The sequence below is a fragment of the Enterobacter sp. 22466 genome, assembly GCF_052044775.1.
Taxonomy (GTDB): Bacteria; Pseudomonadota; Gammaproteobacteria; order Enterobacterales; family Enterobacteriaceae; genus Enterobacter; species Enterobacter dissolvens.
This window is the reverse complement of sequence record NZ_JBQENX010000005.1, coordinates 117,308-128,705: the sequence shown is the minus strand read 5'-3', so window position 1 is coordinate 128,705 and position 11,398 is coordinate 117,308. Positions and strand designations below refer to the sequence as shown.

Below are 11,398 nucleotides of genomic sequence, written 5' to 3'. Positions count from 1 at the left end.
AGTTCACATATAAAGGAGATATCCCGATGAAAAAACTCGTATCCGCACTGGCCGTTATCGCATCTGTTGGTATGTTCACCACCGCCCAGGCGGCAGAAAGCTGCTCTGCGAAAGCCGCGGCACTGGAAAAAGAGATCCGTATCGCCCAGCAGTACGGTAATACCTACAAAGTCAACGGCCTGAAAAAAGCGCTGGCCGAAGTGAAAGCGCACTGCACCCCGGCAAGCGTACAGGCTGACGCGCAAAAAGAGGTGAAGAAGCTGGAGAAGAAACTGGCCGAGAAGCGTGAAGATATTGCCGAGGTTCAGGCAGATCTGCGTGAAGCGAAAGCCAAAGGCGACAGCAAGAAAGTGGCGAAATACCAGCGCAAACTGGCTGAAAAACAGAGCGATCTGAGCAGCATTCAGCAAGAGCTGAGCCGTGCTCGCGCTGCGCTCGCCTCCCTGCAGAAATAACGCTTTTTTGTAAAACAGGTGAGGGGGCGTGAGCCTCCTCACCTTTTTGCGCTGCCTGCCATCATGATGCGACTCCATCTTCTCTTTTTTGTGCTGCTTTTCGCCATGGCAGAGAGCCGCGCGGCCACCCAAAAGACGTGGGTGATCCTTAATAACCTCTACAAAGGGGCGATTTCGTTTGAGGTGTCTGCCTCGGGACCTTGCCTTAGTCAGCCTTTGATGGAGGAGTGGGGCGTGCGTGACGCGGTGCTTTCACGTCTGGTCTGGGATGCCAAAGGTTGCCTGACGCCGCAGTCTGCGGAGCAGTTCAACCTCAAATACTGGTACCGCCCACAAGCGCAACTGCTGACGCTTCTCTTCCCGCCAGACGCCATTAGCCCACAGCAGAACGGCGTCAGTACCAGTCGCTGGGATGATGGCATCAACGCACTGTTTATTAACTATCGTCTGGATGCGGATAACAGCCAGGCGCAGTACGACTGGGAGCATTCCGGTACTGACGCCACGCTGAGCCTGGACAATGGCCTTAATGTGGGTCCCTGGCGTTTGCGTTATCAAAACACCTTCTGGCGTGAAAAAGAGGGGCAACACGGTTCGTACACCAATGCGATGTCGCTCTGGCGCAGCATCACGCCGCTGCGTTCGCGTGTGACCCTGGGCGACGGCAATACCTCTTCAAATATGTTCGACAGCCTGGCGTTTCGCGGTGCATCACTCGCCAGTGACGAGGCGATGTACCCGGATAGCTGGCGACCCTATTCGCCCTGGATCAACGGCTATGCCCGCACAGAGGCGGAAGTCACCATTCATCAGAACGGGGTACGTGTTTACCGTATTCATGTCCCGCCCGGGCCGTTTACCATTCGCGATTTTTATCCGCCGGACCCAAACGGCAACCTGGAAATGACGATTCAGGAGAGCGATGGTACAGAGCGTACCCGCCTGCTGCCCTATTCCAGTATGCCCAATCTGGTGCATCAGGGACTCTTTAGCTACGAACTGGCCGCCGGTCGGTATAAGCCTTTTCACGGTATCGACAGGGACAAGGATCGCTTCTGGCAGAGTACGGTCTCGTGGGGGATTGCACCGCAGGTCACCGTGTTTGCCGGGCTGCAGCAAGGGGAGCACTATTTCAGCCAGGTCGCGGGTTTTGGCGGTAACCTGGGGCTGTGGGGGGCGTTTTCCGGCGATGTCAGCGCGGCTCGCTATACGCAAGAGGCGGAGACGCTACGGGGCAAGGTGTGGCGTCTGCGCTATGCCAAAGCGTTCTTCACGACCGAAACCAGCCTCACCGCCCAGCTCCAGTGGTATCCACGTGGTGAGCATTACCGGTCGCTGGAAGAAAAAATTACGCGGGCGGAATTGCTGAGGTACGGCTGGGACGATGACGTCACCCGGCGGGCGCTGCGTGGACAGCTGGAGCTCAACCAGAATCTTGGCGAGGATTCCAGCCTGAGCCTGTCCTGGCACGGGTTGAAGTCACGTGAACCTGACGCGGGCAACACGGGTGCGACACTGAGCCTGAATACAACCTTACACAACGTGGATGTAAGCGTGTACGGCGTATACGAGCGCTACGGTAAAAATCCGGATGAAACCACCGTGGGTATCAACATCAGCGTGCCTTTATCCCTTTGGGGGGCGACGAGTAATGTCGGCTATATCACCGAGCTCGCCAGCCGGGGGGAAGATAGCCATGGGGTGAATGTGTATGGTTCAGCGTTAAGTGATTACAGTCTGCGTTACGATCTGCAGGCGACGCATACCGTACACCGCAATGATGAGCTCTCTGCGAATCTGGGCTATCAGTACAACGCGGGCGAGCTGAACCTCAGTATGGTACGCGGGGGAACGCGCCGCGATTATCATGCCGACACCAGCGGCAGCATTCTGGTGCATGCTGACGGCGTGACGCTGGGTCAACAGCTCGGTAGCACCGCTGCGCTGGTGGACGTGCCGGACTCGCCGGGAATTGGCTTCTATAACCAGTTTGGCTCCACAACCAATGCCAGAGGCGAGCTGCTGGTGAGTTACTTAACGCCATGGCGGGTGAACCGCATTACGGTCGATAGCCTGAGCTTGCCGGAAAACACCGCGCTGGATGTGACGGAACTGGAATCGGTACCCACCGATGGCGCGATCGTCCTGCTGCGTTTTCCCCAACCGGTAACGGATTGAAATTACAATAAACAGGATGAAAAGCGGGACAAATCCCTACGTAAAATTACCAGGTTAAACGCGTATTCATCCTAATAGTTTGCCCTTTCGGGACTGCTTATGATTCGTCTCACTGACTGTTTTTCAATGGAGTGTAGATGAAGATGAAAGCAATTTTAATCGCCCTGCCTGTGGCGATGATCCCGGCTACCGTTCTGGCGGCAAATACGGAAGAAGGGTATTACGGCTCGGCAAAATACCTGCAGATTGAACAGCGTGCGAAAGAGATGGATACCAGCGCGCGTCCGGGTGTCGGACAGTTTGTGGGCGGTAAAGAGAAAGAGCATTTTGGCGGCGCGGCGATTGCCGCAGGCTACCAGTTCGGTAACGGCTGGCGTACCGAAGGTGAATACACCTTTAAACAAAAGACGGAGTACACCAGCGGCTCCAGCACATTCGCGAACAGCTTTAACCACCTGCAGACCGAAACAGAACGTCTGATGCTGAATGTCTACCGCGATTATGAACTCGGCTACGGTGTCTCTGTTTACGGTACCGCAGGGCTTGGCGTGAGCAAGATCAAAGCGGGCGGCTGGCAGGGTAACGCCGGACGTGAATACGCCTCGACCACCCAAAGCAACCTGACCTACGCATTAGGAGCGGGCGTAAGCTACACGCCGGTTGAACGTCTGTATGTCGATTTGGGTTATCGCTATATCGATATGGGCAAGATCGAAAGCGGATATAACAATTTCACTAACGCGCGCGGCTTAAAAGATGAGCAGATGAAAGCGCATATTGTCTCTAACGAATTTACGCTGGGTATGCGTTACGTGTTTTAACCTGTTGTGGCCGTCACTGCTTTAAAACAGGGCCAACACCGTGGGAGTGCGGGGTTGGCTTTTTTATTGCGCAGGTGTGGCATGCTGATTGCCCGAGCCAGATCAGAACCAACGATTATGTTTAACATAGAAATAGGTCACGATGATGATCCATGCCAGGGTAAGAATACCAAAATAGTCAGGGACGAAACGCGCGAATATATAAGCACCAGCAATGATAAGTGCTATAGGGATGTAATAAATATATGATTGTAGAAACCATAGTATTGCTCGTTTCATCTCTTTAATCGCTCATATAAAGCAGCATTGTTTATTTTCATCATGTTTCCTCTACTCAATTAAACCTGCGATCAAGCGATTATGAGTTCCTGATGAAATAACGGAAAATCAATACATTGCGTTATTTATCATTGACATACTTTGCCACTGTTTGCCATCAATTACCCATTATTCGCCATTTCTACCGCCACTTTATCGCCACTCATCGCCAGTGGGTTGAGCTTAACGGCATCCTCTAAATGATCAGGTGCAAAGTGCGCATAACGCATAGTCATTTTAATATCCGTATGCCCAAGCACCCGCTGCAGAACCAGGATATTCCCGCCATTCATCATAAAGTGGCTGGCAAAAGTATGGCGCAGAACGTGGGTCAGTTGCCCGGCGGGTAACTCGATACCTGTCCGCTGCAGCGCAGAGCGGAACGCACCATAGCAATCACTGAACAAACGGCCATTTTTGTTATCAGGCAGAGCGTCATACAGGGCTTTGCTGACAGGAACGGTGCGGTTTTTTCGCCCTTTGGTATTGATATAGGTGATTTTGTACTTCGACAGCTGGCTTTTTTTGAGCCCTTCGGCTTCAGACCAGCGTGCGCCCGTGGCGAGACAAATCCTGACCACGTTTTCCAGATCCGGGTTGTCATGACGCCGACACTCGGCCAGCAACCGGGCAATTTGCTCCTGCGTCAGCCAGGCCATTTCCATCTCTTCCGTGCGGAAAGGGCGCATATTTTTCAGCGGATTTTCGCCTTTCCATTCCCCCAGACGATTCAGCTCGTTGAATACCGCCCGGAAGTAGGCCAGCTCAAGGTTAAGCGTGCGGGGGGAAACTTCTTTTACCCGGGCAGAACGGGCGTATTCGCCTTTTAGCCGCTTTTCCCGGTAGCGGGAAAACATCTGCGCATCGAAATCCCTCGCGAGCGGTTCGCCCATACACTCAAAAGCATGGTGCATCGCCAACTGGCGTTTAAGACCGTCTTTCAACGTAATGCCGTGAGCGCTATACCAGGCGTCAATCAGCGCTTTTAAGGTGCGGCGGTCCTCTTTTTCCTCCTGCCACGGGTTTTGAACGGTGTACTGTTCAAAGGCCAGCGCTTCGCCTTTGGTGGCGAATTTCTTTCTGATGCGCTTACCCCTTGCCCCGTTGGGGTAGATCTCGCAAAGCCAGCCACCGGCAGGATTTTTACGGACCGCCATCAGTTAACCTCGCTGTAGACACCCACAACACGGCCAATCGTTTTTATCTCCTCGATACCGCATTCAAACGGGATTTTTCCGCCCGCGACGTGGAGTTTTTTACCCGGCAGGAGCGTCAACTCGCGGATGCTGGTGGTGCCTTCAATCTCAACCAGCCAAAGTCCGTCGGTTAACGATGCGTCTTTTTCAACAAAGTGAAGTTTTCCCTCAGCCCGGACGGCGATGCCGCGGGTGAGTTGTTTACTGAAGAAATGGGAGTCGATACTCAAAGTAGTATTTTCTTCCAGTCGACCATCACTGAGAGTGAACGACGCGACAGATACAGGATCGCCCGGCGCAGGCTGACCTTCAAACTGAGAACCTTGCCCGGTCATTAGCCAGCGCAGGCTGGCGCCCGTATCCAGGGCGCACTGCACGGCGAAGTCATAAGAGATAGTGCCGCGTGCGTAGCGGTTCTGCAGCGAGCTGGCGGCAATATTGAAGTGCCGGGCAAGCTGGATTTTTTGCGTAAAACCATATACCTGACAGATTCTATCGAGCAACTCTTCATTATTCACTTGAGAATCTAAAATCAAAATATATTCCTTTGGGTGTTTACTAATACTCAATTGGGTATTAGTATCATTGCAAATTCGGGCAATCAGCGGCAGACGTTGGCAAACAGAGGCTAAAGATTGCAGTCATTATCAAAATGGGAATCATGCAACATGGCTTCTGAAATCGCAATCATCAAAGTGCCAGCCCCTGTGGTGACGCTGCAGCAATTCGCCGCGCTGGAAGGTGTTTCTGAACGCACTGCCTACCGCTGGACGACCGGCGATAACCCCCGGGTCCCCATTGAGCCGCGCACTATCCGCAAGGGCTGCAAAAAAGCTGGTGGCCCCATCCGTATCTATTACGCGCGCTGGAAAGAGGAGCAGCTACGTAAGGCGTTAGGCCATTCCCGCTTCCAGCTTGTTATCGGTGAATAGTTCACGTTGCGGGAAACGAAGCGAGGGGCGATATGGCGATAGAAGCTGCTCAGGCAAGCGTTCCGCTCAGCGTTGGGGCGCGTCTGTCCGGACTTAACCACGTGGCTGAACTGCGCGCCAGGTTCTGGGGCGATAGCGAGAAAGAGCTGACGCGGTTTTTTGCAGCGCTGCGTGATAAGCGCGATCCCTGTTTTGCAGAGAACACCCGCGCGCTGGCTGCCATCTTCTTCCTGGCGAAATTACCCGCTACCCGTCATGCGTGCGAGATCGGTGAACTGACGACTGACGAGAAAAGGGCGCTGATTACCGCCATGAACCATTTTCGTGCAGTCGTGAGCTTATTTCCCGAACGGCTGACCCTGCCGATGTAACCCCACCCAAACGTAATGGCGTAAACCCGCCGGGCATTCTATTGCCTGAATGTAAGGAGAACGAGTAATGCGAAATAGCGAAAACCGCACGTCCCCGATCGAGGGAGAAAAACTGGTACGTCTGCTGGCGCAGGCAAAGACCGAGGAGCGAAGAGCACGTGCGCTCGCGGTTTCACAGCGCCTTGAGGCGCTGGCCAGCCACATTTACAAAACCGGTATGAGCGGTGAAGACGTGGCTGAACTGCTGTGCCACGAAGCGGCCCGTTACGAGCGTGAATCCCAGGAGCTGCACTGATGGCTGATTTTATCGATCTGGTGCAGGAGCGTGAACTGGCAGAACGCGAGCGCCACATTAACAGCGCGCGCCGTCGACCTGTGTCGCCATCGCGTTTTCTCTGCGAAGCGTGCGACGCCCCGATCCCCGAGGCGCGCCGTATTGCCGTCCCCGGCGTGGCCATGTGCGTTACCTGCCAGGAAATGACGGAGCTGAAAAACAAACACTATCGGGGAGGGTGAATTGGCTATCTCCTGTGCTTATCCGTGGAATGCGCCACGGACGGCCATTGCCAGCCCCTATCTCACACACTCTCAACTGCAGCGTCGCGATCGTCTGTTCGCGGCGCTGCTGCAAGCCAGAAAAGCCCTCTCTCTGCAGCCTGAATGCGTCCGTTCCGAAGTGTGGCGTACGGTTGACGCCATCGAACAGCAGCAGGGCACGCCGCGAGCCAATGCGTTTCTGATCCGCTTCTGTAAAGGGGTCTTACCGCGCCTGCAGCGGGTTGCTGAGCAATACAGCCGGGTTGGCGTGCACGAGAGCGTCTCCGCGGCGGTTTTTGATGGCCACTTTGACACGCCGCAACTGCAATACCTCGCCTCGCGGATGGTGGATATGGTCGCCCGCTTCAACCGCCTTCCGGATATGTCCCGTGCGGATATCGATCTGCTGGGGGCTGACATCGCCCGCTTTATTCGCGCCGAGCTGGCAAATATGGACGATGCCGGCATGGGTGAATATCAAACGCTGCATGCCTGGTATCAACGCGCCGGTGTCATTACCCGTCAGTTTAATGTGGTCCCTCCCCACTGGGAGCGCGTGTCGAAAACCGTCTTTTGCAAAGAGGACGTTGCCCCGGCGGTGATCCGTATGTTTTCAGAGGCCTGGTGGCGCGGTCGTCTGCGTCGGATGGCGGCCGCCTGGCGGGAGCATCTGCAGATCGCCATCGGTCACGTCAGCAAAAAGAAATCTGCCTATGCGAGCAAACGGTGCATCGCCGAGTGGCGCGAGCAGAAGCGCCGTACGCGTGAGTTCCTGAAGGGGCTGGAGCTTGAAGATGAAGAGGGTAACCGTATCAGCCTGATTGAAAAATACGATGGCTCGGTGGCCAACCCCGCAATACGCCGCTGCGAACTGATGACCCGTATTCGCGGGTTTGAAAATATCTGCCATGAGCTGGGCTATGCAGGCGAGTTCTACACCTTAACCGCCCCCGCTAAATATCACGCGACCGTGCAGACCGGTTACCGTAACGGCAAGTGGAACGGCGCCAGCCCGGCGGACACGCAACACTACCTTAACCGGCTCTGGGCGCGCATCCGGGCGAAACTGCACCGGGAGGGGATGCGTATTTTCGGGATCCGTGTTGCTGAACCTCATCATGACGGTACGCCCCACTGGCATATGCTGCTGTTCATGCAACCGGAGGATGTCGGGCGCGTTCGACGCATCATGGATGACTATGCCTGCGAAGAGGATGCCGCTGAGTTACAACGCGACAGGGCTAAAAAAGCCCGCTTTCACGCCGAAGCCATTGACCCGGAGAAGGGAAGCGCTACCGGCTATATCGCCAAATATATCGCGAAGAATATCGATGGCTATGCGCTTGAGGGCGAAACGGATGATGAAAATGGCGAGCTGCTGAAAGAGACCGCTCCCGCCGTTTCCGCCTGGGCGGCCCGCTGGCACATCCGTCAGTTTCAGTTTATTGGCGGTGCGCCGGTGACGGTCTACCGGGAGTTGCGCCGTCTCACCGAGCGCGAGACGGCGTATGGCCTGAGCGTGGAGTTTGCCGCCGTGCATGACGCGGCGGACGCCGGAGACTGGGCGGGGTATGTGAACGCCCAGGGCGGGCCGTTTGTCCGTCGTGACGATCTGCAGGTACGTACGCTCTACGAATCGAAAGAAGAATATAACCAGTACGGCGAGGAAACCGTCTGTATCCGCGGGGTCTACGATGCGGCCGTTGGGACTGGGTCACCGGTGTTAACCCGCCTCAAACAGTGGAAGATTGTCCCGAAGCGGGCCGTTGACCTTAAGGGCGCCACCGCGCCCTCTTGGAGTTCTGTCAATAACTGTACGCCGGGCGATTTTTCTCAACTGCACCGCCACCGCGAATTGCCCCCGCCATTCCAGGAAAAGACCCGTTCAATCCTTGAACGTACCGGGCATTTAACGCGTCAGCTGGCCGCGGTGATGCGCTAATCTCCATCGATATCATGCACATACCGCATACGGTTCTGATTTTTTGCTTCACTCTTTTTATGAATACGTGCTACTGTATGTTTATACAGTATCTCGTGGTGGAGGTTGTGTGGACAGAGAGTTGAATGAGCAAGTCATGATTGAACGAGTCGAGATGATTGCGCGACTGACGACAGAAGGAACATGTCAGGAGAGAGATCGTGAAATTGCCCTGAATCTTATTGCTGAGATAGCGAGAGGGAATTTAATCAAAAACAACGCGTTTACCGTTGTTTTCTCGGCATCGCCTGTTCCGGAACGAATCAAAAAAGAGAGCCATGTGCGGGTAAATATCACCCTCGATAAAGATCAGCACATTGGTCCGTCGGTGGTGGAAGCCTTCCAGTGCGAACTCACCCGCAGGATAAGGCCGCTGTTCCCGTCAACGCGGGTGACGGTGAAAGAAGGCTCCATGACGGGCGTCGAGCTGCTGGGCATCAACGGCGAGGCCGAGCGCGAAGCGTTAGACAACATTCTTCGGGAAGTCTGGGAAGACGAGAGCTGGCGCTAGCGTCTGCCCTTTCCCCGGCAACAACCTTCATTCAGATTTGAGCCGCGTTCTGTCGTACGCGGACAGCCTGTTGTGCCCGCGATTGTCCATCCGCCTGCGGTAGCGGAAAGGGCGCTGGCTCTGGAAACTCTACAGTACCTGGAAATCCGGATGTTGGAGTGTCTGATGAAGATCTATGCAATGCAGGGAGATACGCTTGATGCCATCTGTGCGCGTTATTACGGGCGCACGGCAGGCGTAGTCGAACCCGTTTTGAAAGCCAATCCTGGCCTTGCTGAGTGGGGCGTTGTCTTACCCCATGGCACGGCAGTAGACATGCCAGAGGTTGATAGCGCACCCAGAAAAGAATCCGTGAACCTATGGGACTGAGTCTGGAGAAAGTCACCACGTTTATTGCCTACTGGCTGGCCGTGGCGCTGGCCTGGTTCGGGGCGATGTCTCCTGAAAAAGTGGCGCTGTACGTGGGAAGCCTCTGCGCCATCTTTACCGCGCTGACGAATTACTGGTTTAAGCGAAAAACCTGGCGCTATCTCAACTCTCTGGGCCTCGATAAGAAGAGTATTCGTGAACTCAATCATTAAGCGTTGCAGCGTCGCCAGCGTCCTTGCCCTGGCGGTGCTCATGCCTGACTTTCGATTACTGCACACCTCGCCTGAAGGGCTGGCGTTAATTGCCGATCTCGAAGGCTGCCGTCTTTCGCCCTACCGCTGTAGCGCGGGCGTATGGACGTCAGGCATTGGCCATACGGCAGGCGTTGTACCGACGCAGGCGATCACCGAGCGTGACGCGGCGGCGAACCTGATCGCCGACGTTCTGAATGTTGAGAAACGGCTTGCCGCATGCGCGCCGGTGGAGATGCCACCCCGGGTCTATGACGCGCTGGTCAGTTTTGCCTTTAACGTGGGAACCGGTGCCGCCTGCCGTTCGACGCTGGTGGCGTTTATTCATCACAAACAGTGGCCGCAGGCCTGCGATCAGCTGACCCGCTGGGTGTATGTCAACGGGAAGAAGAACGCCGGGCTGGAAAACCGTCGGGCCCGTGAAAAGGCCTGGTGTATGCAGGGGGGAAGATGAGAACGCTCCTGCTGATGCTGGCTGTGCTGATGGCCATTACCCTGTGGTTTCGTCATGACAATCTGAACCTGTCCCGCGGCTTTGCCAAAGCCAACCAGATCGCCACTGAACAAAAAAACACGATTCACGCGCTGAACCATCAGCTGGCCGTGTCGCAACGGATGGCCAGCGAAAATGAAAACGCGCAGGTCAGGCTCCGCGATGCGCTTGCCGTTACCGCTGAGGAGATGGCAAGGCGCGAAGCGGCTATCGGGAGATTGATGAATGAAAATGAAGCACTACGCCGCTGGTATCACGCTCAGCTGCCTGATGTTGTCCGCAGGTTGCACACCCGCGCCGCCTGCGCCTCCGCCGCACATTGTTTACAACGCTTGCCCAAAGGTGAGCACCTGCCCGATGCCGGCAAGTGAGCCTGTCACAAACGGCGATCTGAGTGCCGATATTCGCAGGCTTGAGCACGCCCTTATCGCCTGCGCCTTGCAGGTTGAAACCATTAAAGACTGTCAGGATAAACTCGATGCACAAACTCAAAAGCCTGCGTCAGGCATTAATTGACGCTGTACCACAACTGCGCGCAAACCCGGAGCGCTTACAGATGTCCGTCGGGAGCGGTAACATCGATGCGCGTCTGGCGGCCTCGCTCTCGTTCGAAAAACAATATGAACTGAAGGCGAACGTCAGCGGTTTTTCCGGTGACAGCGAGGGGATTTTCGTCCCGGTGCTGGCCTGGCTTCGGGAAAACCAGCCGGATATTTTTACCCTCGATGAGGGACGAAAAAAGGGATATCTCTTTCAGGTTGTCTTAAATGACGATGAAACCTCAGATATCAGCTTCAGCCTGCAGTTAACCGAGCGGATTCTGGTGTCCGAGAATGAAGGAACCTTGCTTGCCACCTATTCTCCGGAGCCGCCGCTGCCAGAGCCCGTCACGCGTCCGATGGAGTTATACGTCAACGGTGAACTGGTCAGCCGGTGGGAGGCCTGACGTTCCCGTGCTCATGGCCAGTCCGCAGCCCTGTCGGCT

At 55.4% G+C, this 11,398-nt stretch carries 17 protein-coding genes; 15 read left to right on the top strand and 2 right to left on the bottom strand.

Annotated elements, in window-relative coordinates; all coding sequences use genetic code 11:
- The first annotated feature begins 26 nt into the window (after positions 1-26).
- The 3 genes from ACTJJI_RS14860 to ACTJJI_RS14850 all read left to right on the top strand — a co-directional run bounded on the left by ACTJJI_RS14860 (position 27) and on the right by ACTJJI_RS14850 (position 3,454).
- Entirely contained in the window at positions 27-455 is a 429-nt protein-coding gene (locus ACTJJI_RS14860) for a DUF1090 domain-containing protein (RefSeq protein ID WP_014833354.1), read from the top strand.
- A gap of 63 nt (positions 456-518) precedes the next feature.
- Positions 519-2,633: a fimbria/pilus outer membrane usher protein gene (locus ACTJJI_RS14855; protein ID WP_440654631.1), complete on the top strand. Its 2,115-nt coding sequence runs from the start codon at positions 519-521 to the stop codon at positions 2,631-2,633.
- 137 nt (positions 2,634-2,770) lie between these two features.
- Positions 2,771-3,454: an outer membrane protein gene (locus ACTJJI_RS14850; RefSeq protein WP_013098813.1), complete on the top strand. Its 684-nt coding sequence runs from the start codon at positions 2,771-2,773 to the stop codon at positions 3,452-3,454.
- A gap of 440 nt (positions 3,455-3,894) precedes the next feature.
- On the opposite strand, the gene ACTJJI_RS14845 is transcribed toward ACTJJI_RS14850, so the two are convergent.
- Positions 3,895-4,929, bottom strand: coding sequence for a phage integrase (locus ACTJJI_RS14845; RefSeq protein ID WP_125366513.1), 1,035 nt, complete (start codon positions 4,927-4,929; stop codon positions 3,895-3,897).
- A complete protein-coding gene (locus ACTJJI_RS14840; protein ID WP_014833351.1) occupies positions 4,929-5,504 on the bottom strand; it encodes a phage repressor protein CI in 576 nt (191 codons plus the stop codon). Before ACTJJI_RS14840 ends, ACTJJI_RS14845 begins: the two co-directional genes overlap by 1 nt.
- A 132-nt stretch (positions 5,505-5,636) precedes the next feature.
- Between ACTJJI_RS14840 and ACTJJI_RS14835 the strand changes: the two genes are divergently transcribed.
- The 12 genes from ACTJJI_RS14835 (at position 5,637) to ACTJJI_RS14780 (ending at position 11,359) form a co-directional block, all read left to right on the top strand.
- Positions 5,637-5,900 (top strand): hypothetical protein, encoded by a 264-nt coding sequence (locus ACTJJI_RS14835; protein ID WP_014833350.1) that lies wholly within the window; start codon positions 5,637-5,639, stop codon positions 5,898-5,900.
- A 32-nt stretch (positions 5,901-5,932) separates the two neighbouring features.
- Entirely contained in the window at positions 5,933-6,271 is a 339-nt protein-coding gene (locus ACTJJI_RS14830; RefSeq protein ID WP_014833349.1) for a DUF5347 domain-containing protein, read from the top strand.
- Between the two features lie 67 nt (positions 6,272-6,338).
- Entirely contained in the window at positions 6,339-6,566 is a 228-nt protein-coding gene (locus ACTJJI_RS14825) for a DUF2732 family protein (protein ID WP_014833348.1), read from the top strand.
- Entirely contained in the window at positions 6,566-6,787 is a 222-nt protein-coding gene (locus ACTJJI_RS14820; protein WP_014833347.1) for a TraR/DksA family transcriptional regulator, read from the top strand. The genes ACTJJI_RS14825 and ACTJJI_RS14820 overlap by 1 nt, the downstream gene beginning before the upstream one ends.
- A gap of 1 nt (position 6,788) precedes the next feature.
- Positions 6,789-8,750, top strand: coding sequence for a replication endonuclease (locus ACTJJI_RS14815; protein WP_440654626.1), 1,962 nt, complete (start codon positions 6,789-6,791; stop codon positions 8,748-8,750).
- A 109-nt stretch (positions 8,751-8,859) separates the two neighbouring features.
- Positions 8,860-9,300, top strand: coding sequence for a DinI-like family protein (locus tag ACTJJI_RS14810; protein WP_014833345.1), 441 nt, complete (start codon positions 8,860-8,862; stop codon positions 9,298-9,300).
- 165 nt (positions 9,301-9,465) lie between these two features.
- Positions 9,466-9,669: a tail protein X gene (locus ACTJJI_RS14805; RefSeq protein WP_046887394.1), complete on the top strand. Its 204-nt coding sequence runs from the start codon at positions 9,466-9,468 to the stop codon at positions 9,667-9,669.
- Complete coding sequence (locus ACTJJI_RS14800; protein WP_014833343.1) at positions 9,660-9,881, top strand: HP1 family phage holin; 222 nt, start codon at positions 9,660-9,662, stop codon at positions 9,879-9,881. Before ACTJJI_RS14805 ends, ACTJJI_RS14800 begins: the two co-directional genes overlap by 10 nt.
- Positions 9,865-10,374 (top strand): lysozyme, encoded by a 510-nt coding sequence (locus tag ACTJJI_RS14795; RefSeq protein ID WP_014833342.1) that lies wholly within the window; start codon positions 9,865-9,867, stop codon positions 10,372-10,374. The genes ACTJJI_RS14800 and ACTJJI_RS14795 overlap by 17 nt, the downstream gene beginning before the upstream one ends.
- A complete protein-coding gene (gene lysB / locus ACTJJI_RS14790; RefSeq protein WP_440654623.1) occupies positions 10,371-10,784 on the top strand; it encodes an Rz-like lysis system protein LysB in 414 nt (137 codons plus the stop codon). The genes ACTJJI_RS14795 and lysB overlap by 4 nt, the downstream gene beginning before the upstream one ends.
- Positions 10,684-10,929 (top strand): Rz1-like lysis system protein LysC, encoded by a 246-nt coding sequence (gene lysC / locus ACTJJI_RS14785; RefSeq protein ID WP_194515989.1) that lies wholly within the window; start codon positions 10,684-10,686, stop codon positions 10,927-10,929. Before lysB ends, lysC begins: the two co-directional genes overlap by 101 nt.
- The gene (locus ACTJJI_RS14780) at positions 10,892-11,359 is read left to right on the top strand and encodes a phage tail protein (RefSeq protein ID WP_046887380.1); all 468 of its coding nucleotides are present in this window, start codon (positions 10,892-10,894) and stop codon (positions 11,357-11,359) included. Before lysC ends, ACTJJI_RS14780 begins: the two co-directional genes overlap by 38 nt.
- Positions 11,360-11,398 lie beyond the last annotated feature (39 nt).

What these genes read in the sequence shown, in the direction of transcription:
- ACTJJI_RS14860 (WP_014833354.1), top strand. Translation starts at nt 27, where the DNA reads ATGAAAAAACTCGTATCCGCACTGGCCGTTATCGCATCTGTTGGTATG.
- ACTJJI_RS14850 (WP_013098813.1), top strand. Translation starts at nt 2,771, where the DNA reads ATGAAGATGAAAGCAATTTTAATCGCCCTGCCTGTGGCGATGATCCCG.
- ACTJJI_RS14780 (WP_046887380.1), top strand. Translation starts at nt 10,892, where the DNA reads ATGCACAAACTCAAAAGCCTGCGTCAGGCATTAATTGACGCTGTACCA.
- ACTJJI_RS14825 (WP_014833348.1), top strand. Translation starts at nt 6,339, where the DNA reads ATGCGAAATAGCGAAAACCGCACGTCCCCGATCGAGGGAGAAAAACTG.
- ACTJJI_RS14845 (WP_125366513.1), bottom strand. Translation starts at nt 4,929, where the DNA reads ATGGCGGTCCGTAAAAATCCTGCCGGTGGCTGGCTTTGCGAGATCTAC.
- ACTJJI_RS14820 (WP_014833347.1), top strand. Translation starts at nt 6,566, where the DNA reads ATGGCTGATTTTATCGATCTGGTGCAGGAGCGTGAACTGGCAGAACGC.
- lysB (WP_440654623.1), top strand. Translation starts at nt 10,371, where the DNA reads ATGAGAACGCTCCTGCTGATGCTGGCTGTGCTGATGGCCATTACCCTG.
- ACTJJI_RS14830 (WP_014833349.1), top strand. Translation starts at nt 5,933, where the DNA reads ATGGCGATAGAAGCTGCTCAGGCAAGCGTTCCGCTCAGCGTTGGGGCG.
- ACTJJI_RS14835 (WP_014833350.1), top strand. Translation starts at nt 5,637, where the DNA reads ATGGCTTCTGAAATCGCAATCATCAAAGTGCCAGCCCCTGTGGTGACG.
- ACTJJI_RS14855 (WP_440654631.1), top strand. Translation starts at nt 519, where the DNA reads ATGATGCGACTCCATCTTCTCTTTTTTGTGCTGCTTTTCGCCATGGCA.
- lysC (WP_194515989.1), top strand. Translation starts at nt 10,684, where the DNA reads ATGTTGTCCGCAGGTTGCACACCCGCGCCGCCTGCGCCTCCGCCGCAC.
- ACTJJI_RS14800 (WP_014833343.1), top strand. Translation starts at nt 9,660, where the DNA reads ATGGGACTGAGTCTGGAGAAAGTCACCACGTTTATTGCCTACTGGCTG.
- ACTJJI_RS14805 (WP_046887394.1), top strand. Translation starts at nt 9,466, where the DNA reads ATGAAGATCTATGCAATGCAGGGAGATACGCTTGATGCCATCTGTGCG.